The sequence below is a fragment of the Pseudactinotalea sp. Z1732 genome (assembly GCF_049724975.1).
Classification (GTDB): Bacteria; Actinomycetota; Actinomycetes; order Actinomycetales; family Beutenbergiaceae; genus CALKWS01.
In genome coordinates this window covers 515,885-540,566 of the sequence record NZ_JBMPQC010000002.1, presented here as the reverse complement: position 1 = coordinate 540,566, position 24,682 = coordinate 515,885, and the positions used below count along the sequence as shown (strand labels likewise).

Below are 24,682 nucleotides of genomic sequence, written 5' to 3'. Positions count from 1 at the left end.
GGTCTCCGTTCACGTCCGCCTTGCCGAAAGCCGTTGGATGCCCCCACCCGCCGTCCTGCCCACGGGCTCGGCGCACGCCAAGGCGATCCTGGTCGGTGAGCACGCCGCCGTCTATGGCCACCCGGCCATCGCACTGCCGATCACCCCGCTGCGCACAGTTGCCGAGGTACACCACTGCCCCGGTCCGCTCCGGCTGAGCACGGGCGACGCGAGCCTGCCGGTGACCGAGTTACCCCAGCAGTTCGCCTCGGTGGGCGTCGCCGCGGTCGAGTCGCTGACGTTCTTCGGATTGCCGGCCGAGGATGTCGAGATCGTCGTACGCAGCGGAATCCCACCTCAGGCGGGCCTGGGGGCCAGCGCGGCTGCCGCGAACGCGATCGTCGAGGCCGTGCGGGCGTATGCGGGGGTAGCACTGGACGATGCGAGCCGCTTCGCACTCGTGCAGACCGCCGAGCGGGTGGCCCACGGGAACCCCAGCGGCATCGATGCGCACGCCACCCGGGCCCGGGAACCGCTGCTGTTCGCCGACCACGTCGCCACCCCTCTGACCCTGGGCGCCCCGGTGTGCTTCGTGGTCGCTGATACCGGCGTGCGGGCCTCCACCGATGATGCCGTCGCCGGCGTGCGCCAGATCGTGGACGCCGACCCGGCCCTGGGCCGCTCGCTGCTGGCCCGTCTCGGGGATCTGACCCGAGCCGCGGTGCTGGATCTGGAGCAGGCGCACCTGACCGCGTTCGGCCGGCGGCTCACCGAAGCGCAGGACGCGCTCACCGACCTGGGCGTCGGGCACCCGGCGATCGACCGCCTGGTCACGGCAGCCCTGGACGCCGGCGCAGCGGGAGCCAAACTCACCGGCGCCGGACGCGGAGGCTGCGTGATCGCCGTGACGCCGGACGCCGCCAGTGGGCAGGTGGTGCAGTCGGCGATGACGGCCGCGGGTGCCGTCGCCGGGTGGATCGTCACGCTGGGGGCGACATGAGCATCACCGCCGTGGCATATCCGAACATCGCGCTGATCAAGTACTGGGGCAAGCGCGATGAGACGTTCAACCTACCGGCCACCGGAAGCCTGTCGATGACTCTCGACGTGGCCCCCACCCGAACCACCGTCACGCTGGCGCCCGGGGCCGACGACGACGTCGCGACCTGGCGCGGAGAGGCCATGAGTGGCGATGACCTCACCCGGGTGCGCTCCTTCCTCGATCTGGTGCGCGAACTGGCCGGAAGCCGGGTTCGGGCCGTCGTCGAGACCGCCAACGAGATGCCCACCGGCGCCGGATTGGCATCGTCCGCCTCGGGCTTCGCCGCACTTGCCGCTGCGGCGAGCGGCGCCTACGGACTGGACCTGAGCGAGCGGGACCTGTCCCGCCTGGCACGCCGCGGTTCCGGCTCGGCGGCCCGATCCGTCTTCGGCGCCCTGGTCCAGTGGCACGTCGGCCGCGACGACGCCTCCTCCTACGCCGAGCCCCTCCCCGCGTCAGCGCTCGAGCTGGCGCTCGTCGTCGCAGTCCTGTCCCCCGGGCGCAAGCCCGTGGGCAGCCGGGAGGCGATGCGCCGCACCGCGGCGACCTCCCCGTTCTTCCCGGCTTGGGTGGCCTCGGTACCAGCCGAACTGGAGGCCATGCGCCGGGCGATCGCGGACGCCGATTTCGGGGCGGTCGGGGAACTGGCCGAGGCCAACGCGCTGCGGATGCACGCCACCATGCTCGGCGCCGCACCGCCGGTGCGGTACTGGAACGCCGACACGGTCGCCGCGCTCGACCTGGTCGCGCAGTTGCGCGCCGACGGCGTGCCGGCCTACGCCACCATGGACGCCGGACCCAATGTCAAGGTGCTGTGCCGCCCATCGGACACGGCAGCCGTGACCGAACGGTTCGCCGGGGCGTTCGAGGGTGTAGACCTTCTCATCGCCGGCCCCGGGCCCGGCGTGCGCGTCGAGAGCACCCGATGATCCACGCGCCGGGCAAACTCTTCATCGCCGGTGAGTACGCAGTCGTCGAACCCGGCGGCAGCGCTGTGCTCGTGGCCGTCGACCGGTACGTGAGCGTGCGCGTGGCCCCCGCGCAGCGGCACGGCACCGTCCGCTCGGCGCACTACGGGCCGCAGCCACTGCGCTGGGAGCGGGACGAACGTGCCCGGGTGGTGCCCGAACCGCGGCACCGTCCGCTGGACCACGTGCTGTCGGCGGTCCGCACGGTCGAGGCACTCGTGGCCGATCTGGGAATCGAGCCCCGCTGGCACAGCCTGGACATCACCAGCGAACTCGACGACGCCGACGGCCGCAAGTACGGGCTCGGCTCCAGCGCGGCGGTGACGGTCGCCGTGGTGCGGGCGCTCGATCAGTTCTACGGACTGGGCCTGACCGCGTTCGAACAGTTCAAGGTGGCGCTGCTCGCCACGGTCGAGGTGGCGCCCTCGGCCTCCGGGGGCGACGTCGCGGCGAGCACCTTCGGCGGGTGGCTCGCCTACCACTCCCCCGACCGGGCCGTGGTCGCGGCTCTTCGCCACCGGGTGGGTGTGCTCGCCGCGATGCGTGCGTCGTGGCCGCTGCTGCAGGTCACCCCGCTGCCCGCACCGAGTGGCCTGGACCTGATCGTGGGCTGGACCGGCGCGGCGGCCTCGACGACGTCGCTGGTCGCTGAGGTGCGGGAGCGAGGTCGGTCCCAGGATGTGCGCTACGAGACGTTCCTGGCGGGTAGCCGCGCCCGGGTGCAGGACCTGATCACGGGCTTGCAACAGCACGATAGTGCGGCCGTGCTCGCGGCGGTGCGGGAAGCGCGGAACCTGCTGATCGGTCTGGGCGCAGGACTGGGAATAGAAATCGAGACACCGGCGCTTGCTCACCTGGTGACCTCCGCCGAGCGCATCGGGGCTGCCGGCAAGGCCTCCGGGGCCGGCGGGGGTGACTGCGGGATCGTGCTCGCCCCCTGCGGCAGCGACCTCGAGCCGATGTTGCGGGACTGGGAACGGTCCGGTGTGCGCCGGCTGCCGCTGGCCGCGGCCCCACGCACGAGCGCCGTGACGGCGCAGTGAGGATGATAGAGCGATGAGCGAACAGGCGGCGCCCGTACCCCTGAGGTGGGTCGGGCCGATACGACTGAGCGGGAACGTCATCACCGGCGAGCACGAGGTCCCGCTGGCTACCTATGAAGCCCCGCTGTGGCCCTCGGTGGGCCGCGGGGCCCGGATCTCCCGGCTGATCGAGGACGGTATCGGCACCACTCTGGTGACCGAGCGGATGAGCCGTTCGGTCTACTTCGAACTCGACGGCGCAGGCGTCGCGGTGCAGGTGCTCAGCGAGATCCGCAGCCGATTCGCCGAGTTGCAGCAGGTGGTGTCGGCGAGCAGCCGGTTCGCCGAACTGATCGACATGCACAGTGAGATCGCCGGGCGGCTGCTGTTCCTGCGCTTCGAGATCCTCTCCGGGGACGCCTCGGGCCACAACATGGTGACCCTGGCCAGCGAGCGGTTGATGACGCACTTGATGGCGCAGTGGCCGCAGCTGCGCTACGGCTCGATCTCGGGCAACTACTGCTCGGACAAGAAGGCGACGGCGGTCAACGGAATCCTGGGCCGAGGCAAGCACGTGGTCACCGAGGCACATATCCCCCGCGAGGTGGTGCAGAAGTGGCTGCGCAGCACCCCGGAGAAGATCGCGGAGCTGAACACCCGCAAGAACCTCGTGGGCACCATCCTGGCCGGTGGTATCCGGTCGGCGAACGCCCACTACGCCAACATGCTGCTGGCCTTCTACCTGGCCACCGGACAGGACGCGGCCAACATCGTGGAGGGCTCGCAGGGCATCACCCAGGCCGAGGTCGACGGTGGTGACCTCTACTTCTCCTGCACCCTGCCGAATCTGATCGTGGGAACGGTCGGTAGCGGCAAGGGTCTGACGTTCGTGGAGGACAACCTCACCCGCCTCGGGCTGCGCGCCGATCGCGCACCGGGGGAGAACGCGCGTAGGCTCGCCGGATTGTGTGCCGCCGCGGTGTGGTGCGGGGAGTTGTCCCTGCTCGCAGCCCAGACCAACCCCGGTGAACTCATGGCGGCACACGTGGCGATCGAACGCAAAGAACGCAGCACCCAGACATCCAACCCCTCGAACCAGGAGTGAGCAGTTCCGTGATCGGTATCGACGACCTCGCGATGTCCACCGGCGGCTTCCGCATCGACCTGGCGGACATCGCCGAACGGCTCGGGGCCGACCCGGCGAAGTACTACCGGGGCCTCGGCCAGACCGAGATGAGCGTCGTGGCCGAGGACGAGGACATCGTCACCCTCGGGGCGGCGGCGGCTCTACCGGTGGTGGAGCGGGCCGGTCGCGAGCGAATCCGCACCCTGTTGTTCGCCACCGAAACCGGGATCGACCAGTCGAAGTCGGCCGGTGTCTACGCCCACCGGCTGCTCGGCCTGCCTCCGAACGTTCGGGTGGTCGAACTCAAACAGGCCTGTTACTCCGCTACCGCTGCCATGCAGTTCGCCGCCGCGCTCGTGGCCCGTAACCCGGCCGAGAAGGTGCTGGTCATCGCCAGCGATATCGCCCGCTACGAACTGGGCTCGACCGCCGAGCCCACCCAGGGTGCCGGGGCGGCCGCGTTCACCGTGTCCGCCGATCCGGCGTTGCTCGCCCTGGAGCCGGCCGCCGGGGTGTTCACCGAGGACGTGATGGACTTCTGGCGCCCCAACCACCGGGTGACCGCCATCGTGGACGGGCACAGTTCGATCAGCGCCTACCTCGACGCCGTCGCCGGTGCCTTCGATGACTACCGCGCCCAGGGTGGATCGGCATTCGAGGCGATCAACCGGTTCTGCTACCACCAGCCGTTCACCAAGATGGCCGCCAAGGCCCACCAGTACCTGGCGAAGCACGCCGGCGCGGATGTGCCCACCGAGACGCTCACCGCCCAGGTCGCGCCGACGATGGGTTACAACCGCCGGATCGGGAACAGTTACACCGCCTCGGTCTACCTGGCGCTGCTGGCCCTGCTGGATGATCCCGCGGATCTCACCGGTGAGCGGGTGGCGATCGCCAGCTACGGGTCCGGCGCGGTCGCGGAGTTCCTCACCGGCACTGTCATGAGCGGCTACCGGGCACAGATCCGCAACGGCACCAACGAACAGATCCTGGCCGATCGTCCCCGGATCGATGACAACACCTACCTCGCGCGTCAGCGCATCATGCCGCGCAGTGACCCGTCGAACTACAGCAACCGGCACGAGACGCGCGGCCCGTTCCGCTTCGCCGGCGTGCGCGACGATCAACGCATCTACGAGGCCACCGCTCCCCGCTGAGACCCGCTGTCGGGCGTTCGCCGACCGGTGCCTCCGTCAGCCACGTCGGCGAAGCGGCGGCGCAACGACGGCGTCACCGGGTTCTGAGGTAGTCGGCCAGGTGCCGGCCGGTCAGGGTGGCCCGGGTGGCCACCAGGTCGGCGGGGGTTCCCTCGAAGACGACCTGCCCGCCTTCATGCCCGGCGCCCGGCCCCAGGTCGATGATCCAATCCGCGTGTGCCATCACCGCCTGGTGATGTTCGATCACGATCACCGAGGTGCCCTGCTCCACCAGGGAGTCCAGCAACTCCAGCAGTTGCTCCACGTCGGCCAGGTGCAAACCGTTGGTGGGCTCATCCAGCACGTACACTCCGCCGTTCTGGCCCATCCGGGTCGCCAGTTTCAGCCGCTGTCGCTCGCCGCCGGACAATGTCGTCAGCGGCTGGCCGAGGGTGAGGTACCCAAGGCCTACGTCGACCATCCGGCGCAGGATCTTGTGCGCCGGCGGGGTCCGCGCCGGACCGTCGGCGACGAACTCGGCGGCCTGGGCGACCGACATCGCCAACACCTCGGCGATCGTGCGCCCATCCAGGGTGTACTCCAGCACCGCCGCCTGGAACCGGCGGCCCTCACATTCCACGCACACCGACTCCACGGTCTCCATGAAGCCCAGTTCGGTGTAGATCACCCCGGCGCCCTTGCAGGCCGGGCAGGCGCCCTCGGAGTTGGCGCTGAACAGTGCGGGCTTGACGCCGTTGGCCTTGGCGAACGCCTTGCGGATCGGCTCCAGCGCGCTGGTGTAGGTGGCCGGGTTGGAGCGCCGCGAGCCCTTGATCGCACCCTGGTCGATCACGACCACGCCGTCCCGGCCCGCCACCGAGTCCTCGATGAGCGAGCTCTTGCCCGACCCGGCCACCCCGGTGACCACGCACAACACTCCCAGCGGAATATCGATGTCGACGTCCTTGAGGTTGTGCGTGCCGGCGCCTCGGACCTCCAGAGCGCCCGCGGCGGTGCGCACGTGGTCCTTCAGGGCGGCTCGGTCATCGAGGTGCTGGCCGGTGATGGTCCCGCTGGTGCGAAGATCGGCGAGGCCCCCCTCGAACACCACCTGCCCCCCGGCGCTCCCGGCGCCCGGGCCCAGGTCCACGATGTGGTCGGCGATCGCGATCACCTCCGGCTTGTGCTCGACCACGAGCACGGTGTTTCCCTTGTCACGCAGCCGCAGCAGCAGGGTGTTCATTCGCTCGATGTCGTGGGGGTGCAACCCGATGGTGGGCTCATCGAAGACGTAGGTGACATCGGTCAGCGCCGAACCGAGGTGCCGGATCATGCGGGTGCGCTGAGCCTCGCCCCCGGACAAGGTGCCGGAGGGGCGGTCCAGCGACAGATAGCCCAGTCCGATCTGGACGAAGTTGTCCAGCGTGGCCGCCAGGGTATCCAGCAACGGCCCGGCGCTGCCATGCGCCTGGTGGGTACCCCCCGTGCCGCCGTCAGCCTCGTCGGCGAGGTCGCGCACCCACCCCGCCAGATCGGTGATCTGCATCGCGGAGACCTCGGCGATGTTGAGGCCGTTGATCCGAGAGGACCGGGCGGTCTCGTTGAGCCTGGTGCCCTCGCAGTCCGGGCAGGTCCGGAACGTGATCACCCGGTCGACGAAGGCCCGCACGTGCGGTTGCATCGCCTCCTTGTCCTTGGCCAAGATCGTCTTCTGCAGCTTGGGGATCACGCCTTCGTAGGTGACGTTGACGCCGTCGACCTTGATCTTGGTCGCCGGTTTGTACAGCAACGCATCGAGTTCCTTGGCCGAGAAGTCCGCGATCGGCTTGTGGGCGTCCAGGAAGTCGGTGCCCTGGTAGATACGTCCGTACCAACCGTCCGGGCCCCACCCCGGGATGCTGAACGGCCCCTGCGCCAGGGACTTGGAGGAGTCATACAACGCCTCCAGATCGAAGTCCGAGACCGTTCCCCGGCCCTCACAGCGCTGGCACATCCCGCCGACGATGGTGAAATCCCGCCGTTCCTTGACCTCGCGTCCGCCGCGTTCGAACGCCACCGCCCCGGCGCCGCTGATCGAGGCGACGTTGAAGGAGAACGCCTGTGCCGAGCCGATCTGGGGCTGCCCGAGGCGTGCGAACAGGATCCGCAGCATGGTGCCGGTGTCGGTCACGGTGCCGACCGTGGAGCGGGGGTTGGCGCCCATCGGCTCCTGGTCGACGATGATCGCGGTGGTCAGACCATCCAGCAGGTCCACGTCCGGGCGGGGCATGGCGGGCATGAAGCCCTGCACGAACGCCGGGTAGGTTTCGTTGATCATCCGCTGGGACTCTGCGGCGATCGTGTTGAAGACCAGTGAACTCTTGCCCGACCCCGACACTCCGGTGAACACGGTCAAGCGGCGCTTGGGGATCGTCAGGTCCACACCGGTCAGGTTGTTCTCCCGCGCCCCGTGGACCCGCAGCAGGTCGTGACTGTCTGCCGGGTGCCTCTCGACAGAAGCGGTGGTTGCTGTCGCCGTGGTCATACCGCTCCATCCGATCGCCGAGGTGCAGGTCTCGGAGATTACTCCTTCCGACCCACGCCCCCAAGGGGAATTCCTGTCCACCCGGACCGGAGTGACCGTGCTCGGCTCCGGACGCGGACGTCGATTACGTGGCCGTGTCGGTGATGCGATCCAGTTCGGCCAGATCGTCCGGCTCGGGGTGCCACAGGGCCGCGGCGTTGGAGCGCACCTGCTCGGGCCTGGAGGCTCCGGAGATCACCGAGGCAACGCCGGGTTGAGCCGCCAGCCAGCCGATTGCCACCTGCAGCATGGACAGGTCCCGTTCCTCGGCGAAGTGCTGCAGGGCTTCGATCATGTCGAAGTCGGCGCCGGCAAGCCGGTCCGGCCGCCGCGCCAGCCGGGTGCCCTCCGGGGCGTCCTGCCCGCGCCGGTACTTGCCGGTGAGCAGACCGGAGGCGAGCGGGAAGAACGGCAGCAACCCGCCGCCGATGTGCTCCAGCGCCGGGATCACCTCGTCCTCCAGGCCCCGGCTGAGTAGGTTGTACTCGTTCTGGGCCGAGACGAACGGCGTCGTTCCGGCGGTGTGCGCGGTCCAGTCCGCATCGATGATCTGCCATCCGGTGAAGTTCGACGAGCCCAGGTAGCGCACCTTGCCCTCGGCGACGAGTTCGTGCAAGGCTGCCAAGGTCTCGGCAACCGGGGTGTGTGGGTCGGGCCGGTGCATCTGGTACAGGTCGATGTGATCGGTGCCCAGACGGCGCAGCGAGCCCTCCACCGCCTTCCGGATATACCGCCGGGAGCCACGAACACCCCAGTCCGGCCCGTTCAAGCCGCCGGTGTCCATCCCGAACTTCGTCGCCACCACCGCATCGGCGCGCCGGGAGCCGAGCGCCTTTCCCAGCAGTTCCTCCGACTCCCCGGCTGTGGACCCGTAGGTGTCGGAGACGTCGAAGAACGTGATCCCGGCGTCCAGTGCCGCCCGGACCACATCCGTGACCCGTTCTGTGGGCACCGTTACCCCGAACGAGTTGCAGCCCAGCCCCACCACTGAGACAGTCAAACCGGAAGGGCCGAGTTGCCGGTACTTCATCGTGATCTCGCTCATACCCCACAGCCTAGGCCTACCGGCAACGCACGTACCCCGCGCGTGAATTTCACAGCACCTTCACCCGCGACCCGGAACACCGGGCCATGCTTACTGGTTGTAGTAGGTGGACGCACCATCTATCCCGGAAGGAGAGGGCGATGGCTGAACGAGCACTACGAGGCATGCTGATCGGCGCGAACAGTCTGGAGACCGAGGAGGGCGTGGAACTTGCCCCCCGGATCGAGGCGGTCTACGACTGCCCGGACGGGCGCACCCTGGTGATCCCCTTCGCCGCCGATGCCGATATCCCACCCGTGTGGGAGGCACCCGGTGGGGGCGAAGCCCTACTGCGTGATGCCTCCCGGCCCGAGCCGAAACAGACGAAACCGGTGCGGACACACTGGGACATGCTGCTGGAACGGCGTACCGAGGCTGAACTGCAGGAACTGCTGGACGAGCGCCTGGCCCTGTTACGCAGCGGTCAGTTGCGCCGCCAGAGCGCCTGAGCCCAGGCACGTAACCGCGTGGCGCGGGCCTGCACGCCCCACGCGGTCACCCGCCACAACGCTTCCACGACGATGGCCCGGTCCATCTTGGAGGTGCCCTGTTCACGCTCCACGAAGATGATCGGGACCTCCACGATCGGTCCCCCGCCGCGGTGCACTCTCCAGGTCAGATCGACCTGGAAGCAGTACCCCTGGGAGGCCACCCCGGCGAGGTCGAGGCCTCGCAGGGCGTCGGCGGGATAAGCCCGGAAGCCGGCTGTAGCGTCGCGAACACCCAGGCCCAGGGCCACCTTGGCGTACCGATTCGCACTCCTGCTCAGCCACCGCCGGTGCGCGGGCCAGTTCTGCACCGCTCCCCCAGGGGTCCAGCGTGACCCGATGACCAGGTCCACCCCCGGGGTGAGCGCCGTCAGGAGCGCGGGCAGATCCTCGGCACGGTGAGATCCGTCGGCGTCCATCTCCACCACCACGTCGTACTCGCGGTCCAAGGCCCAGGCGAACCCGGCCAGGTAGGCCGGGCCGAGGCCCTCCTTGCCGGCGCGGTGGAGGACGTGCACCTGTGGGTCGTCCGCCGCCGCAGCCTCCACCCAGGCCCCGGTGCCGTCCGGGCTGGCGTCATCGACGACGAGGACGTCCGCGCCCGGTACCTCCCGACGTAACTGGGACAGAGTCACCGGGAGCGAGGTACGCTCGTTGTAGGTGGGGATGACCACCACCACCCTGGCGGCACTCGCGGTCACCGTGTCCCTTTCGTAGCCACCGCCCGCCTCGGAGCGCCGGCCCTGGACCCCTCCGACGTCCCCCGTCGGGGTGCGGAGCCCTGACGGGGTCGTCCTGTCCCTGATCCGGCGGCCGCACGTCGGCTCGACCGCCCGGTGACGATGCCGGCCCCGAACAACAACAGAACCGCCACGGTGGAGGCGATGATCGGCCAATCCCCGATCCGGTCGGCAATCGTCAGGGTGGAGCGCAACGGCACCGTGGTCGCGAAGTGGTCCGGGGTGAACAGCTCGGTGGTCCGGGTGAGCACCCCGTTGGGCGTGATCACGCCGCTGACGCCCACGGTGGAGATCTGGATGGTGGCCCGCCCGTGTTCGACCGCCCGGAGCCTGGACATGGCCAGTTGCTGGGTGGATTCGGCGGTGAACCCGAAGGAGGCGTTGTTGGTGGGCACCAGCAGCACCTCCGCGCCGGCGAGCACCGCCTCACGGTTCAACGCGTCGTAGGCCACTTCGAAGCAGATCGGGGTGCCCACCAGCACCTGCCGGTCCAGGGCGGGCGCCGGTACGGGCACGACGGCAGGAGCGGTGCCGCCCACCATGTCGGTGCGTACCAGGTCCACGGCCGGGGAGAACAACCGGGCGACATCGCGCATCGGGATGTACTCGGCGAAGGCAGCCGGGATCTGCTTGGCGTAGGCGAAGGTATCGCCCTGCCCGGGCTCCCACAGCACCATCTCGTTGAACCTGGCGTCCCCGGCGTGCCGGTCGGTTCCCATCAGCAACGGAACGTCTGCGGCCCGGAGGACCTCCTCGACGCCGGCACCGGCGATCTCGTCAACACGCGGGTTGTAGTCGGAGGAGTTCTCCGGCCACACGATCAGGTCCAGTCCCTCTCCGTGCTCGGCGAGGAGGTTGTGGGTGCCGGAGACGTGGTTGTCCAGCACCTCCCGGGCCTGGGCGAAAGCGTCCAGGCCCGGGGTGGCCACGTTCCCCTGCACCGCCCCGATCCGCAGGGTGCCCTCCTCGGCCTGGGTGGGCAGCGGGATCAGCGCCGAGACACCCACCAGGGCGAAGGCGGCGACCAATGCCCCCGGCCCGCGCACCAGGTCCATCCGCGCCAGCCGCACGACCGCACTGGCCAACAGGTACCCGATGCCGACCACCGCGGCCGAGACCAGCGGCGCACCCGCTACCGAGGCCAGCGCGAGCAGTGGGCCGTCTGTCTGGGAGAAGCCGAGGCGGCCCCAGGGGAAGCCACCGAAGGGCCAGACCTGGCGCACCTGCTCGGTGATCACCCACACCAGCGCGAACGGGATCGCGGCCATCAGGTGCAGGCGTTGCATGTGCGAGCCACGCCGGACCCACACCCAGATCGCCAGCCCCGCGCCGGTGATCAACGACTGTGACAGCGCCAGCGCCACCCACGGCACCGCCCCGACGGCGTAGTTGGCCCACCACAGGTGCGGCAAGAAGAACCCCAGGCCCCACACGGTGCCCATCGCGAAGGCCCACCGGGCCGAGTCCCTCCGGATGGACAGCACCAACAGCGCGACGCCGACGAAGGCCAACGGCCAGAGGGAACGGTCCGGGAAAGCCGTGTCGGTGAGCACGCCGCCAAGGGCGGCCAGCAGCGACGCCGGGAGTCGGCGGGAGGTCGTGTGGGGCACCACCTGAGGATACGTCGTCGGTGCGCACCGGGGGGACGGCCGGCAGCAGCGCGCCGGTGAAGGGGCACCGACCGGCCCGCACATCCTTCGGTCCGGAACCGCAGGAGGGTTCACGTTTTCTATGGAACGTACGGGCCTGGTCGGTCACTGCCTGCCTCAATGGCTCCCCAGCAGTACGAGAGAGAAGATACCTGCCCGGCCCGGTTCCGCCAACCTGGTGTTTGTGCAGGTCAACAATGTCCACGCAGGTCAGGCGGGCGCAGGAATCGTGATCTGTCGGCGTGTCGCCGGATGGCGTGGCCCGGTGCCCCGGGCGGGCGGGATGTCACCAGGTGCCGTGGGCCACGATGCCCCGTCGAACCGTCCGGATCGCCTCGCGAGCGTTGGTCCTCAGATCCTCTTGCGGGGCAGCATGGGTCAACTGGTCGAGCACGTCCAGGACCTGCTTCGCCCACCGCACGAAGTCACCGGCAGCGAGTTCGTCGGCTTCCAGCACATCCTCCAAGCCGCGGCCGGAGGCCCACCGGTACATGGCCCGGACCATGCCCAGGTCCACCGGCTCGGTAGGGCTGAGGCCGCGATCCGCCTCGGCTGCGGCGATCTGCCGGGCGATGCGCGCGGTACCGGTGGCAGCCAGCGCCAGCACACCGTCGGGTGGGCCCGGGATCGGTGGTACGGCAGGTTCATCCGAGCGGGACTGGAAGAGCACGCCCGAGACCACCGCAGCCAGTTCCGCCGGGTTCAGCCCGTCCCACAGTCCCGAGCGCAGGCACTCAGCCAGCACCAGGTCCTTCTCCGAGTACAGCCGGCGCAACCACGACCCCTGACCCGTCAGGCTCCACTCATCGTCCTTGTGCCGCAGATAGCCCAGCGAGAGCAGGACGTCACAGACGCGGTCGAAGTCGCGGGCGATGGAGGAGGTGCGACCCTCGATCCGCTTCATCACACCCTCGCGCTCGCGGCGCAGTTTGTGCCAGCGTTCGAACCACCGGGCGTGTTCCTCCCGGTCCGAGCACCCGTGGCAGGGGTGGGCACGCAACTGCTTCTTCAGCGATCCGAGGGTGTCATCGGTGGCAGCGGTGGAAGGAACCTTGGCGCGGGCCTTCTTCATCGTCGCCGGGTCATCATGGGCCAGTGCACCCAGTGCGGTGCGCATCGCCGAGCTCACATCCCGCCGTTCCGCGGGCTTGCGCGGGTTGAATCCCTTCGGGATGCGGACCCGGGTCACCGCAGTGGTCCCGTAGGGCAGGTCCGCCCCGGAGAGCTTGCGCAGTCGTGCATCGGCGGTGATCACCGACACCACCGGTCCGTCCAGGCCCGGAGCCGAGGGGGCCTCCAGCACCACCACGTGCCCGGAGCGGCGCCCGGAGGGCACCTGGATCACATCTCCGCGCCGCAGTGTGGCGGCTAGATTGGAGACCGCCTGGCGCTGGGCGCGCGAACGCGCCCGGGACAACTCGGACTCGCGGTCGGAGATCGACCGACGCAGGTCCATGTACTCGGCGAAGTCCCCTAGGTGGCAGCGCATGGACTCGGCGTAACCGTCCATCGCCTCGGTGAGCCGACGGGCCCGGCGGGCCAGGCCTACCACGCCGCGGTCAGCCTGGAACTGGGCGAAGGAGGTCTCCAGGACCTCCCGCGCCTGGGCGTAGCCGGCGCGGGCGATCAGGTTGACGGCCATGTTGTAGGTGGGCCGGAAACTGGAGCGCAGCGGGTAGGTGCGCCGGGAGGCGAGGCCGGCCAGCGCCACCGGGTCCAAGCCGGATGAGTACAGGACGACGGCGTGTCCCTCGGTGTCGATACCGCGTCGCCCCGCTCGGCCGGTCAACTGGGTGTACTCCCCCGGAGTGACTTCGGCGTGGGTCTGCCCGTCCCACTTGGTCAGCCGTTCCAGCACCACGCTGCGGGCCGGCATATTGATCCCCAGTGCCAGGGTCTCGGTCGCGAACACCACCTTGACCAACCCGGCGGTGAACAGCGCCTCCACGGTCTCCTTGAACACCGGCAGCATGCCGGCGTGGTGCGCGGCGATCCCGTTGCGCAGCGCCTGGGACCAGGACCAGAAGTTCAACACCTGCAGGTCCTCGGGAGGAAGGTCGGCGCAGCGTTCCTCGATGATCGCCGCGATCCGCTTCTCCTCCGCCACGGTGGTCAATCTGATCCCACTGGCCTGGAGCTGGGCCACCGCACCCTCACAGCCGGCCCGGGAGAAGACGAACACGATGGCCGGCAGCAGTCCGGCGCGGTCCAGTTGCTCCACCACCACCGAGCGCGGCGCGGGGCGCACCACCGGGCCCCGGGGACGACGGCCCGAGTGGCGGTTGCGGCCGCGGGAACGGTTGTCCCGAGGCCGTTCGGCGGTGCGGATCGCCTCGATCAGATCGGGGCTGATAGGCGGGTCCACCCCCGGGTCCGTGGGATCGACGTCGTGGGCGTACAGGTCGTGCATGCGTGAGCCGACCATGACGTGCTGCCACAAGGGGACCGGACGACGCTCGGCCACGATAACGGCGGTATCGCCCCGCACAGCGGTGAGCCACTCGCCGAACTCCTCGGCGTTGGAGACCGTCGCGGACAGCGAGACCACTTGCACGTCGCCGGCCAGGTGCAGGATCACCTCCTCCCAGACCGGGCCGCGGAACTTGTCCGCGAGATAGTGCACCTCGTCCATCACCACGAACCCCAGGCCGGCCAGGGTGGGTGAGGAACCGTAGAGCATGTTCCGCAGCACCTCGGTGGTCATCACCACCACCGGTGCCTCGGAGTTGATCGAGGTGTCCCCGGTGAGAAGTCCGACCCGTTCGGTGCCGTACTCGCGGGCCAGATCCAGGTACTTCTGGTTCGACAGCGCTTTGATGGGGGTGGTGTAGAAGGCCTTGCGACCGGTGGCCAGTGCCAGGTCGACCGCGAACTCCCCCACCACCGTCTTGCCCGCCCCGGTGGGGGCAGCCACCAGGACTCCGTGTCCGTCCTGGACCGCCAGGCACGCCTCGCGCTGGAAGTCATCCAGTTCGAACTCCATCCGAGCCTCGAAGGTTCCGAACTGGCTACGTTCGATCCGGGCCCTCGCCCGTGCGGCGGCATATCGTTCGGCAGGACTGGCCATACTCACCACCCTAAGTGCCGTGGCACCCCGCTGCCGTGCCCGCAGCGCCCGAGCGGCTTCAACGCCGGTGTGCCGGGCGCCGTGGCGACGATTCCGGGCTGGGTGCCAGCAACGGAACCGCCCGAGGCAGCACCTTCGCCGTCAGCGGCAATGCGAACAGGTCCTCTCCGTCGCCGAATGCTCGTGGCGGGGGGACCTCTCCCCCGGGCTCGAGGGTCACCTCCCGCGCCCGCATCACGTGTACGGCCGGGTGAGACAGGTGCGTACCGTTGTACAGCCGCGGGAAGATCCGAAGGATCTGGCGCCGGTTCAGCGCGTCGGCGATGACCACCTCCATCAAGCCGTCGTCGAACTCGGCGTTCGGGGCGATCTTCAGGCCGCCACCGAAGGTGGGCCCGTTGGCCAGTGCCACCAAGGTGGCGGACTGGGTGCGCACCTGTCCATCGATGGTGATCCGGTAGTGGTACGGCGTGAAGGTCGCCAGTTCCGCCACCACTCCGCGCAGGTACCGCGCCGCACCACCGGGCCAGCGGTAGGTGTTCGCCCGGGCGTTCACGGCCGCATCCAGGCCCGCGGAGAGCACACAGGCCGTCCAGCGCGGAACCCGGGCCGGAGCGACGGTGGAGTTGGTCGCGATCGCGTCGATGTACCGGGGCCCCTCGGCCACGGCCTGCAGGATCATCCGCACTGCGCCGGGTACGTCACCGACCGGGACGCCCAGCGCGCGGGCCAGGTCGTTGCCCGAACCGGCCGGCACCAGTCCGAGCGCGACACCGGTGCCGGCGATCGCGTTCACGCCCAGGTGCGCCATCCCATCACCACCGACCACCACCAGTGCGTCGAGGGTGTCCAGGGCGGCGCGGGCCAGGGCCAGGGCGTGCTCGGCGTCCTGTCCGCTCAGGTCCACCGTGCGGACGCCGTTGGCGCGCAGCGCCGCCATCACCTCAAGGCCCCGTCCCTGCGCTCGCCCGTTCCCGGCGGTCGGGTTGATGACCACACCGACGGTGGTCACACGGGTGCCCTGCAGCCGGGAACGGGCCCACTGGGCTGGGGACGGCTCACGCCGGGGCGGTGCCCGAGCCGGTCCCGCGCGGAAGTTCCTCAACCGGGTCGTCCGGGGCGGTCTCTGCTGCACCGCCCCCGGCGATCTGGCCGGCCGGTTCGACCGACCCCTCACCCACGGTGCCGCCGCCGCCTGGTGCGCCGTCGTCGTCGCCTGTTCCGCCTTGTGCTGGTCCCTCGTCCCCCGGCCCCTCGGCCGCTGAGTCGTCGTCGTCCGCGGCGGCCTTCTTGTCCCTGCTGCGGTCGCGCAGCACGCACACGCCCACCGCGATGAAGTACAGGATGATCACCGGGATAGCCATCAGGATGAAGGTGACCGGGTCAGCCGTGGGGGTGGCCAGTGCGGCGATGACGAAGATCAGGATGACTGCCCAGCGCCACCCCCGCAGCCACGTGACGCCACGCACCACACCGAGGAACGTCAGTGCCACCATGATCAGCGGCAGCAGGAAGGCGAACCCGAAGATCAGCACGAACTGCATGACGAACTTCAGGTAGACGGTGGCGTTGATGAAGTTCGAGGCGGTATCGCCCGAAGGGGTGAACTGGGTGAGCAGCCGGACCGTGTTGGGTAGGGCGATCCACGCCATCGCCACCCCGCCGACGAACAGCGGGACACCGGCGCCCACGAAGCCGACCGTGTAGCGCTTCTCCTTGGTGGTCAGGCCCGGGTTGATGAAGGCCCAGACCTGGTACATCCACCACGGGCTGGACAGGATCAGGCCAAGCGTCAAGGAGACCCGCACCTTCACATCCAGTGCGGAGGTGACGTCCTGGAAGTTCAGTTGCGCGCTCAGGCCCTCGGCCTGGAGCCGCTCGATCGGCTCCTGCATGATTACCAGCACCTGATCGGACAGGAACCAGCCCGCGATGGCGCCGACGAGGACGCCCACTGCACCCAGAATGAACCGCCGCCGCAACTCCCTCAGGTGGGCGGACAGGGACATCCGTCCCTCAGGGTCGCGGCGCCGGGTGTTGCGCTGCGGCACTCCTACTTCGGAGGCTCAGCGGGTGAACCGGTGTGCCGGGTCGCCTGCGGTGGCTGGTGCGTGCTCGCCGTGGGCTGGTCGTAGGAGATGGTGGCGGTACCGGAGTCTTGCTCGGACTTGGCCTCACCATCTTCCTGGAGTTCGTTGACCTCCTTCTTGAAGATCTTCAGCGACTTGCCCACGCTGCCGGCCAGGGCTGGGAGCTTGTTCGCCCCGAAGAGCAGCACGATGACCAGGAACAGGACGACCCAGAAGGCCGGATTGCGCAACATAAAAGATCCCTCCACGACGAGGCGCATTTCCACCCAGTCTACCTGCCGAGTGTATCCCCCGTTGACCGGTGCCGTCAGGTTCGCTGAACGAACACGTCGTGAACACCCCGGATCCGCCCCTACCCGGACCGCACCGGCAACGCCGGCCTCAGAACGGCTGACCCAGTTCCCGCCATCGGGCGTAGGTGCGGGCTCTGCGCTCGGCCTTGCGATCTCGCCGGATCTGCCTGACCTCATGACGCAGCCGCGCGAATCCCTCGCGCTGGGCGGCATCGGCGAACACGTCCGGGGTGAACACCGGGTCCGGGTGGGCCTGCTGCAACTGCGCCACCTGCTCCGCCAGGCGACCGGTGACCTCTGCGGCCCGGCCGAACTCGACCAGTAGCGGCTGGATCGAGCCCCGCCACAACCGCCATCCCAGGTAGGCGAGGAAGGCCAGCGCGCCCAGGATGAGCAGCGTCCAGATCGCGAACCACATACCCCACAGTCTAGGCGCCCCCGGCCTCGCGCGGGTCCCCCCGCTACTGACCGGTGGCTGCCGCGTCCTCGTCGTAGGCTCTGAGCGCCTGGCGAGCGAAGTCGGACAGTTCCGCGGCGACCTCGGGCGGGCTCACCGCCAAGACGTCGGGGCCGAGGGAAACTACCAGGTTGCGCAACCAGGACGGGTCCACCACATCGATCTGTACGGCGAAGCGGCCCTCGCCGAGTTCGGTCACCCCGGCCACCTCGAACTGTTCGGTTACCCACCGGGCCCGGGACGCCAGTTCCAGGCGGACCCGCCAGCGCGCGCTGGCCAGTTCCGGATCGGGTGTGTCGGCGGTGTGCAGGTCGGAGTGGTCGGCAGCCGATACCTCCAGGACCTCCAGGTCCAGGATGCGGTCCACCCGGAACTGGCGCAGGTCCTGTGCGCGGTGGCACCACGCGTGCAGGAAGTAGCGCTGGGAGTCGGTCAGCAAGCGCAAGGGGTCCACCGTGCGATGCGAGACCACGTCGGCAGCCGAGACATATCGCAGGTGAAGCTGGCGGCCCTGTTCGATCGCGGTACGCACCTGGTCCAGCCGATCATCGATCCCGTCGGTTCCGGACCGACCCGTGCCTACATCGATAGACCTGGCCGCGTGCGCGGCGCTCCCGGCAGCGGCGGTGAGCTTCTCAAGCGCCGAGGCGACCACCTCCTGCTCCCCCGCCCCCGCGGTCTCGGCCAGGGAGCGCAACGCCACCAGCAGCGAAACCGCCTCGACGGCACCGAGTCGCAACGGGGTCTCCATCCCCTGGGGCTCGATCAGGGTGAGGATGTTGCGCTCATGATCATCGGCGGCGAAGTCGATCAGGTCGTTGTGCTGATACCCCGGAGTACCGGAGACCCACAACGTGTCCACATCCTTGAGCACCTGGGCCTCGCTGACGCCGAAGTGCTCGGCGACCTGGGCCACCCTCACCCCGGGGTGATCGTCCAGATAGCTCACCAGAGCCAGCAGGCGCACCACCCGATCCGCGGAGTTCTCAGCCCGCACGGGGTCCTCCGTCCTGGCCGGGGTGGACGTGCGCGATCGCCCGGAGCCGTCGCAACACCGCCTCGCGCACCTGCGGCGGATCCAGCACCACCACGGCCTCGCCGTACCCGGCGAGCTCCTCCGCGATCAGTTCGGGGTCGGCAGCCTCGACCTCCAGCACCTCACGACTCCCCTCCGGGTCCGGCTGCGCGGGGGCGGTGGCCCTGACCCGCAGCGCCGCGGCTCGCTCGGGCAGTACCGCCACCCGGACCCGGGTGCGCGGGGTCTGGTCCCCACCAGCCTCCGGGCCGGGGATGACGACGACACCGGCCGGCCCTTCCCGGTGCACGCGCCCGGCAATACGGGAGAGCCGGAAACGGCGCTGGGCGTCCCGGTCCCGGTCGAATCCGACCAGGTACCAACCCCGGTCCTTGGCGAACAGTCGCCACGGCTCCACGGTGCGCCGGGCCACGGTCCCGGTGTTGGCCGCCCGGTAGTCGAACTGCACGGCCTGGCGGGCCATGATCGCCTCCAGAAGTTCGTCGAAGGCAGCATCGGGGCCCCGTACCCGGAGCGCCAGGGCGGGCTCCAGTGCCTGGGCGCTGGCGCTGGTGGCCCGCAGTTTCGTCAGGCCGCGCTGGGCCTGGGCCGATAGTCGCGAGTCCTGCCACACCCGGGCCGCGAGCGAGAGCACCCCCACTTCCGCCGGGGTGAAGTCGACCGCCGGCAGTGCGTAGGCGGTGGTGTCGATGCGATAGCCGACATCATCCTCGTGGGTCGGGTCCGTCAGCGTGACCAGGGGCACGCCCAGGCTGCGCAGGGTGTCCTTGTCCCGCTCGAACATGCGCTCGAACGACTCATCCGAGCGGGCATCGGCGTACCCGGCCACGCCCGCACGGATCTGCCCCTTCGTCATCCGGTGGGTGGTGTGGGACAGCGCAATCACCAGCGCCAGCAGCCGTTCGGCGGCGTCCAGGCGTGCACTCATACCCCCAGGCTAATGCCGAACCTCCCGGTGGAGCACCGCAGCCCTGGCTCGAGACCGGGGCCGTGAGGCGCCGCTCCGCCGGTCATCGCAGCCCGGGAGCGCCAGGAAGCGGGTAGGTTGCCCAGGTGATCACGTGGCGCGAGGGTGTGGTGACCGAACTCGGTCGGGCCTGGACCGGGTCGATCGAGGTGCAGGTGAGCGTGGGCGATGAGACGATGCGCGCCCTCGCCTATCCCGATCTGGTGGGACATCCGCGCCCGGGCGACCGGGTGCTGCTGAACACCACCGCCCTGGCCCGCGGCCTGGGTACCGGCGGATACGCCTTCGTGGTGGCGCTCCCGGATCGGTTGCCCCCGGATCCACCGCCCGGACCCGGCCACATCATCAAGTCCCGCTACACCCCGCTGCAGACCATGGTGCTGGCGGCCGATGAGCAGGAGTCCCCGTTCCATTCCCAATTGGCCGACGCGGCTGACCTGGACGGTCTGCCGGTGGTGGTGGCGGACCTGCACTCGGCGCTCCCGGCGGTGCTGGCCGGCGCCCGGTGGGCGGCCGGACAGGCCGGTGCAGCCAGGCCCAGGGTCGCCTATCTGATGACCGACGACGCCGCGCTGCCGGTGTGGTTCTCCCGCGCCGTGGCAGGTTTGCGCGAGGCAGACTGGCTGATCGGGACCATCTCGGTGGGGCAGGCCTTCGGCGGAGACCACGAAGCGGTGAACGTCCACACCGGCCTCCTGGTGGCCCGGCACGTGCTGGGCGCAGATCTGGTGGTCGTGGCCCAGGGTCCCGGGAACGTGGGTACCGGGACCGCCTGGGGCTTCTCCGGCGTGGCCGTGGGCGAGGCCCTGAACGCCGCCGCGGCTCTCGGTGGTGCCCCGGTGGCGGTATTGCGGGTCTCCGGCGCCGACCGGCGCACCCGTCACTACGGCATCTCGCACCACTCCCTGACCGCGCTGACCAAGGTGGCCCTGCGTCCGGTGGACATCCCGGTTCCGGTACTGCCGGCCGCGTTGGCCGAGGTGGCCGATCGAATCCAGGAGCAGTCCGGTGCGCTGACCGCGGCGGGGCACCGCCTGTGTTCGGTCGGCACCGACGGGCTCACCGAGGCGCTGGCGCAGAGCCCGGTACCGCTGTCCACCATGGGACGTGGGTTGGACCAGGACCCGGCCTCATTCCTGACCGCGGCGGTGGCCGGGGTCCTCGCCCACACCCTCAGCGGCGGTGACCAGGGCCGATAACCGGGCGGCCTCCTGGCGGGCGTAGGTCCCATCGGCGCGCTGGACCGCCATCACCGACAACGTGGTGCCGTCAGCGATGTCCAGTTGGACCCAGGACCGGTCCCCGAAGTGCACCGAGACGATCCGCTGCCAGGGCAGGTGGTGGCGCAGCACGATGTTGTACACCCGCAGCCCCTCGGTGTCGGGGACGGCGCGGATCGCCAGCACCCGGAGCAGGAAACTCACCACCAGGGCCAGCACCAGGACGACCGAGAGGATCTGGGCGGAGTAGTCACTGGAGAACTGCACCAGACGCACGATGATTGCTGCGGATCCGGCGATGCAGGCCACCAACAGGATGGGGATGATCACGCGCGTGGCGCGGGGCCGGAAGGGCCGGTACGGATCGTCCTGGCGGGACATGGTGCGGTGAGACCTCCTGCTCCATCGTGCATCCGTGGCTGCTGGGACGCATCCGCAGCGGCCACCTGCTCGTGCGCAGCCCGGGCGGGGTGGCGCCGCTAGATCCTGCTGGCGTGGATGGAGGTCACGATGATGGCCCGGGCGCCCACCTCGTAGAGCTGATCCATGATCTGGTTGGTGCGGTCCCGCTCCACCATCGCCCGGACCGCCACCCACCCCTTGTCGTGCAGCGGCGAAACCGTGGGTGATTCGAAACCGGGTGTCACCGAGACCGCACGCTCGACCACGCTGACCGGGCAGTCATAGTCCATCAGGACGTACCGCTGGGCCACCTGCACCCCGTGCACGCGGCGATCCAGGACCACCAGCCCGGGAGCCTCCGGCCCGGCCGGGCGGATCAGAACCGCCTCGGACTGCAGGATCGGCTCGCCGAAGACCTCCAGTCCCGCGGCTCGGAGCGTGGCCCCGGTCTCGACCACATCGGCCACCGCATCGGCCACCCCGAGGCGCACCGTCGACTCGATCGCCCCGTCCAGCCGGACCACCTCGGCCTCGATGCCCCGGGCTCTCAGGTGGTCATCGACCAGGGTTGCGTAGGAGGTGGCGACGCGCTTACCGGCGAGGTCGGCCACGGTTGCGATCTGGTCGGCCGGGGCGGCGAACCGGAACGTGGAGCCGGCGAAGCCCAGCGCACGATGTTCCACCGCGTCCACCCCGGAGTCCAGCAGCAGGTCCCGGCCCGTGATGCCCGCGTCCACGGTTCCGGCCCCTACGTAAACCGCGATGTCGCGGGGCCGGAGGAAGTAGAACTCCACGTTGTTGTCGGGGTCGGGCAGCACCAGTTCGCGTCCGTCGCGACGCTGGCGGTAGCCGGCCTCACGCAGCATGTGGCTCGCGGGCTCGGCGAGAGATCCCTTGTTCGGGAGGGCGATTCGCAGCACGCGTCTCTCCTTGGTCAGCGCCGGGTGGTCACAGATGGCGGTAGATGTCGGACAGGGTCAGCCCGCGGGCGAGCATCAGCACCTGAAGGTGGTAGAGCAACTGGGAGATCTCCTCCGCGGTGCGTTCGGCACTCTCGTGCTCGGCCGCCATCCAGGCCTCGGCAGCCTCCTCGATGACCTTCTTCCCGATCGAATGCACACCGGCATCCAGGGCCGCCACCGTGCCCGAACCTGCCGGGCGGTCGGTAGCACGTTGCTGCAGTTGATCGAACAGCTCCTCGAACGTCTTCACGGAAGCCCAGCCTACTGCGCTCAGCGCCACTGCGTGGTGTAGGCCTCATCTGCTGGGACGGGCTCGTCGAGCAGTCCCACCTGGTCCATGAACTCGGCCATCTCCTCCCACGCCTCCGGGTCCTGCGCGCCGAACTCTCCGGTGCCGTAGAGCTCGACCATCGCCTCCGCGGTGAGCAGCGCCGCTGCCTCATCCTGGTCGGTCATGGTCCCGGGGATGTGCGCGCTGGCAGCGTCCACGGCGACCTGCGGATCGGCGCGGATGTCATCCACCGCTCGTTCCACAGCCCGGATCAGACCGGGTACGGCCTCGGAGTGGTCGTTGAGCCACTCCTGCGAGGCACCCAGTCCGACGCTCACCAGAGGGAGCACGTCGGGATCAGCGATCGTGCGCACCGGGAAGTCGGCGGTGGCAAAGGCAGCGGCGTCGGCGGTGACGAAGCCGACCACGGCGTCCACGTGACCCTCGGACAGCGCGTTGAACAAGGTGAAACCCACGTGCTCGATGTTCACCTCATCCTCGCTCAGACCGGCGCGGTCCAGGTAGCCCAGGAGCCCGAACCAACTCTGTCCGAAGGGCCCGGGAACCCCGAGGTTGCGCCCGGCCAGATCAGCGACCTCGGTCAGTTCGGAGTCGGCCGGCACGAAGATCTGCACGGGGTAGTCCTGGTAGATGGTGGCCAGCGACACCACGTCGGTGCCGTGGCTGACCGCCTGCAGGATCTCATCGTTCCCGGCGATCACCACGTCCTCCTCCCCCGCTTCCAGAGCGCCGAACAGCGACTCCGAGGCGCCGTGGTGGCGCAGGTCCACCTCCAGACCCTCGGCCTCGAAGTATCCGGCGTCCTGCGCCAGGTAGAACGGCGCGAACTGCACGTCGGGGATGTAGGTCAGGCCGATGGTCACCTCGGTCGACTCCGCGGCGTCGGGTTGCTGCCCGGCGCCGGCTCCCTCCTCGTCCCCCGGCCCGGACTGTCCGGCGCAGCCCGCCAGCACGGCGACGGCGAGTGCGGCCGCAGCGATCGTCCCCCGGGCGCGGGTGGTACGCCGTCGGCCCCGGTGGCCGCGGATGCGGGGGCGGGAGCGGCGGAGGGCGGCGGGTGCGTTCATGGTTCTCCTTACCAACGCAGTCGTCGTTCCAGGTAGCGGATCGCGAAGAAGAAGGTCATCGCCAACACCGACAGTGCGATGAGGACGGCGAACAGGCCGGCGGTGTCCTGCCGGTCCCGGTAAACCGTGAGCAGCATCCCCAGGCCCTGACCGCCCATCACGAACTCCCCGACCACAGCGCCGGTGACGGACAGGACGAAGCCGTTACGTACCCCGGCGAGCAGGGACGGCAGCGCCAGCGGTGCCTCGATGTGCCAGAGCAACCGGCCCCGGCCGGCTCCGTCCACCCGGGCCGCATCGATGACATCGGGGTCCAGCGTGGTCAGGCCGAGGGTCGTGTTGATCAGGATCGGGAAGAAGACCAGCAGGGCACATAACAGCGCGATCGGCACCAGGCCGTACCCGATCCACAGCACCAGCAACGGCGCCAGCGCCACGGCGGGGATCGCCTGGGTCGCGGCCACGTAGGGTCCCAGGGCGGCGGAGACAGCCGCCGAGCGGGCGATCAGGTAACCCAGCGGCACCGCGACCATGAACCCGATGAGACAGCCCAGCAGTGCCTCGGCCATGGTGGTGGTGGCGTATCCGGCCAGGCCACCCTCACGCCACTCGGTGAGCAGCCGCGGGCCCAGGGCGCTGGGCGCTGGCAGGGAACGGGAGTCCAACGACCACGCGAGGAGTTCCCAGCCCAGCAGCACCGAGATGCCGGCCACCACCGGGGCCAGGACGCTCAGCGCGGGTCCTGCTCGGGGCGCCACCAAGGTGACGGTGCTGCGGGCCACGGCGGCCTCTCCTTCCCAGGCGTGACCCGGGGTCCGCCTGGGTTGCGCGGCGCAACCTCGGCCGGCGCCGATACGTATCGGCGCCGCGTGCATCCTCCCATCCGGACTTTCACCGTCGGTCCCGGAATTCCACCAGGTCAACCGCCCGCCGCACGAATGCGTAGGCCGGGTCGCGGACTATCACCGCCGGTTCGGACTTTCACCGACCCCGGAGCACGTCTCTTGCTGACCTTATTGTGCCACATCCGGG

General features: G+C 69.7%; 23 protein-coding genes and 1 riboswitch. Of the genes, 7 read left to right on the top strand and 16 right to left on the bottom strand.

The window, feature by feature from the left end; all coding sequences use genetic code 11:
• Positions 1-37: 37 nt before the first annotated feature.
• The 5 genes from mvk to ACPL7H_RS06220 are packed head-to-tail and all read left to right on the top strand — an operon-like array spanning position 38 to position 5,294.
• Positions 38-979, top strand: a complete 942-nt coding sequence (mvk, locus tag ACPL7H_RS06240; protein ID WP_424796176.1) for a mevalonate kinase — start codon at positions 38-40, stop codon at positions 977-979.
• Positions 976-1,950, top strand: coding sequence for a diphosphomevalonate decarboxylase (gene mvaD / locus ACPL7H_RS06235; protein WP_424796175.1), 975 nt, complete (start codon positions 976-978; stop codon positions 1,948-1,950). Before mvk ends, mvaD begins: the two co-directional genes overlap by 4 nt.
• Complete coding sequence (locus ACPL7H_RS06230; RefSeq protein ID WP_424796174.1) at positions 1,947-3,032, top strand: phosphomevalonate kinase; 1,086 nt, start codon at positions 1,947-1,949, stop codon at positions 3,030-3,032. Before mvaD ends, ACPL7H_RS06230 begins: the two co-directional genes overlap by 4 nt.
• Before the next feature lie 13 nt (positions 3,033-3,045).
• Positions 3,046-4,116, top strand: a complete 1,071-nt coding sequence (locus ACPL7H_RS06225; RefSeq protein WP_424796173.1) for a hydroxymethylglutaryl-CoA reductase — start codon at positions 3,046-3,048, stop codon at positions 4,114-4,116.
• The gene (locus tag ACPL7H_RS06220; protein ID WP_424796172.1) at positions 4,113-5,294 is read left to right on the top strand and encodes a hydroxymethylglutaryl-CoA synthase; all 1,182 of its coding nucleotides are present in this window, start codon (positions 4,113-4,115) and stop codon (positions 5,292-5,294) included. The genes ACPL7H_RS06225 and ACPL7H_RS06220 overlap by 4 nt, the downstream gene beginning before the upstream one ends.
• 73 nt (positions 5,295-5,367) lie before the next feature.
• On the opposite strand, the gene ACPL7H_RS06215 is transcribed toward ACPL7H_RS06220, so the two are convergent.
• Both ACPL7H_RS06215 and ACPL7H_RS06210 read right to left on the bottom strand, forming a co-directional pair.
• Positions 5,368-7,797: an ATP-binding cassette domain-containing protein gene (locus ACPL7H_RS06215; protein ID WP_424796171.1), complete on the bottom strand. Its 2,430-nt coding sequence runs from the start codon at positions 7,795-7,797 to the stop codon at positions 5,368-5,370.
• Positions 7,798-7,921: 124 nt separating this feature from the next.
• Positions 7,922-8,881 carry an aldo/keto reductase gene (locus ACPL7H_RS06210; RefSeq protein WP_424796170.1) on the bottom strand — a complete coding sequence of 320 codons (960 nt, stop codon included), beginning with the start codon at positions 8,879-8,881 and terminating at the stop codon, positions 7,922-7,924.
• A 140-nt stretch (positions 8,882-9,021) separates the two neighbouring features.
• Between ACPL7H_RS06210 and ACPL7H_RS06205 the strand changes: the two genes are divergently transcribed.
• Positions 9,022-9,369, top strand: a complete 348-nt coding sequence (locus ACPL7H_RS06205; protein ID WP_424791026.1) for an RNA polymerase-binding protein RbpA — start codon at positions 9,022-9,024, stop codon at positions 9,367-9,369.
• Here ACPL7H_RS06205 and ACPL7H_RS06200 read toward each other — a convergent pair.
• The 9 genes from ACPL7H_RS06200 to ACPL7H_RS06160 form a co-directional block, all read right to left on the bottom strand.
• Entirely contained in the window at positions 9,345-10,109 is a 765-nt protein-coding gene (locus ACPL7H_RS06200; protein ID WP_424796169.1) for a polyprenol monophosphomannose synthase, read from the bottom strand. The two genes, ACPL7H_RS06205 and ACPL7H_RS06200, sit on opposite strands and share 25 nt — an antisense overlap.
• Positions 10,106-11,758 (bottom strand): apolipoprotein N-acyltransferase, encoded by a 1,653-nt coding sequence (lnt, locus tag ACPL7H_RS06195; protein ID WP_424796168.1) that lies wholly within the window; start codon positions 11,756-11,758, stop codon positions 10,106-10,108. Before lnt ends, ACPL7H_RS06200 begins: the two co-directional genes overlap by 4 nt.
• 325 nt (positions 11,759-12,083) lie before the next feature.
• Positions 12,084-14,864: a DEAD/DEAH box helicase gene (locus ACPL7H_RS06190; RefSeq protein ID WP_424796167.1), complete on the bottom strand. Its 2,781-nt coding sequence runs from the start codon at positions 14,862-14,864 to the stop codon at positions 12,084-12,086.
• Between the two features lie 58 nt (positions 14,865-14,922).
• Complete coding sequence (locus tag ACPL7H_RS06185; protein ID WP_424796166.1) at positions 14,923-15,876, bottom strand: diacylglycerol/lipid kinase family protein; 954 nt, start codon at positions 15,874-15,876, stop codon at positions 14,923-14,925.
• A gap of 46 nt (positions 15,877-15,922) precedes the next feature.
• A complete protein-coding gene (tatC, locus tag ACPL7H_RS06180; protein ID WP_424796165.1) occupies positions 15,923-16,915 on the bottom strand; it encodes a twin-arginine translocase subunit TatC in 993 nt (330 codons plus the stop codon).
• Between the two features lie 2 nt (positions 16,916-16,917).
• Complete coding sequence (gene tatA, locus ACPL7H_RS06175; protein WP_424796164.1) at positions 16,918-17,187, bottom strand: twin-arginine translocase TatA/TatE family subunit; 270 nt, start codon at positions 17,185-17,187, stop codon at positions 16,918-16,920.
• 148 nt (positions 17,188-17,335) lie between these two features.
• Entirely contained in the window at positions 17,336-17,665 is a 330-nt protein-coding gene (locus ACPL7H_RS06170; protein ID WP_424796163.1) for a hypothetical protein, read from the bottom strand.
• A 43-nt stretch (positions 17,666-17,708) separates the two neighbouring features.
• Entirely contained in the window at positions 17,709-18,701 is a 993-nt protein-coding gene (locus ACPL7H_RS06165; RefSeq protein WP_424796162.1) for a helix-turn-helix transcriptional regulator, read from the bottom strand.
• On the bottom strand, positions 18,691-19,668 hold the full coding sequence (locus tag ACPL7H_RS06160; protein WP_424796161.1) for a helix-turn-helix transcriptional regulator: 978 nt from the start codon (positions 19,666-19,668) through the stop codon (positions 18,691-18,693). Before ACPL7H_RS06160 ends, ACPL7H_RS06165 begins: the two co-directional genes overlap by 11 nt.
• Positions 19,669-19,793: 125 nt before the next feature.
• Here ACPL7H_RS06160 and ACPL7H_RS06155 point away from each other — a divergent pair, with 125 nt between their 5' ends.
• Complete coding sequence (locus ACPL7H_RS06155; protein WP_424796160.1) at positions 19,794-20,906, top strand: DUF3866 family protein; 1,113 nt, start codon at positions 19,794-19,796, stop codon at positions 20,904-20,906.
• Here the strand turns inward: ACPL7H_RS06155 and ACPL7H_RS06150 are convergent.
• From ACPL7H_RS06150 to ACPL7H_RS06130, 5 genes are all read right to left on the bottom strand, one after another.
• Complete coding sequence (locus ACPL7H_RS06150; RefSeq protein WP_424796159.1) at positions 20,838-21,308, bottom strand: PH domain-containing protein; 471 nt, start codon at positions 21,306-21,308, stop codon at positions 20,838-20,840. The genes ACPL7H_RS06155 and ACPL7H_RS06150 overlap by 69 nt on opposite strands.
• Positions 21,309-21,406: 98 nt before the next feature.
• The gene (gene hisG, locus ACPL7H_RS06145) at positions 21,407-22,249 is read right to left on the bottom strand and encodes an ATP phosphoribosyltransferase (RefSeq protein WP_424796158.1); all 843 of its coding nucleotides are present in this window, start codon (positions 22,247-22,249) and stop codon (positions 21,407-21,409) included.
• A 28-nt stretch (positions 22,250-22,277) separates the two neighbouring features.
• Entirely contained in the window at positions 22,278-22,541 is a 264-nt protein-coding gene (locus ACPL7H_RS06140; RefSeq protein ID WP_424785953.1) for a phosphoribosyl-ATP diphosphatase, read from the bottom strand.
• Between the two features lie 20 nt (positions 22,542-22,561).
• On the bottom strand, positions 22,562-23,650 hold the full coding sequence (locus ACPL7H_RS06135) for an ABC transporter substrate-binding protein (RefSeq protein WP_424796157.1): 1,089 nt from the start codon (positions 23,648-23,650) through the stop codon (positions 22,562-22,564).
• Positions 23,651-23,658: 8 nt separating this feature from the next.
• Positions 23,659-24,432 carry an ABC transporter permease gene (locus tag ACPL7H_RS06130; protein ID WP_424785955.1) on the bottom strand — a complete coding sequence of 258 codons (774 nt, stop codon included), beginning with the start codon at positions 24,430-24,432 and terminating at the stop codon, positions 23,659-23,661.
• 84 nt (positions 24,433-24,516) lie between these two features.
• Positions 24,517-24,652: riboswitch (FMN riboswitch) on the bottom strand.
• Positions 24,653-24,682 lie beyond the last annotated feature (30 nt).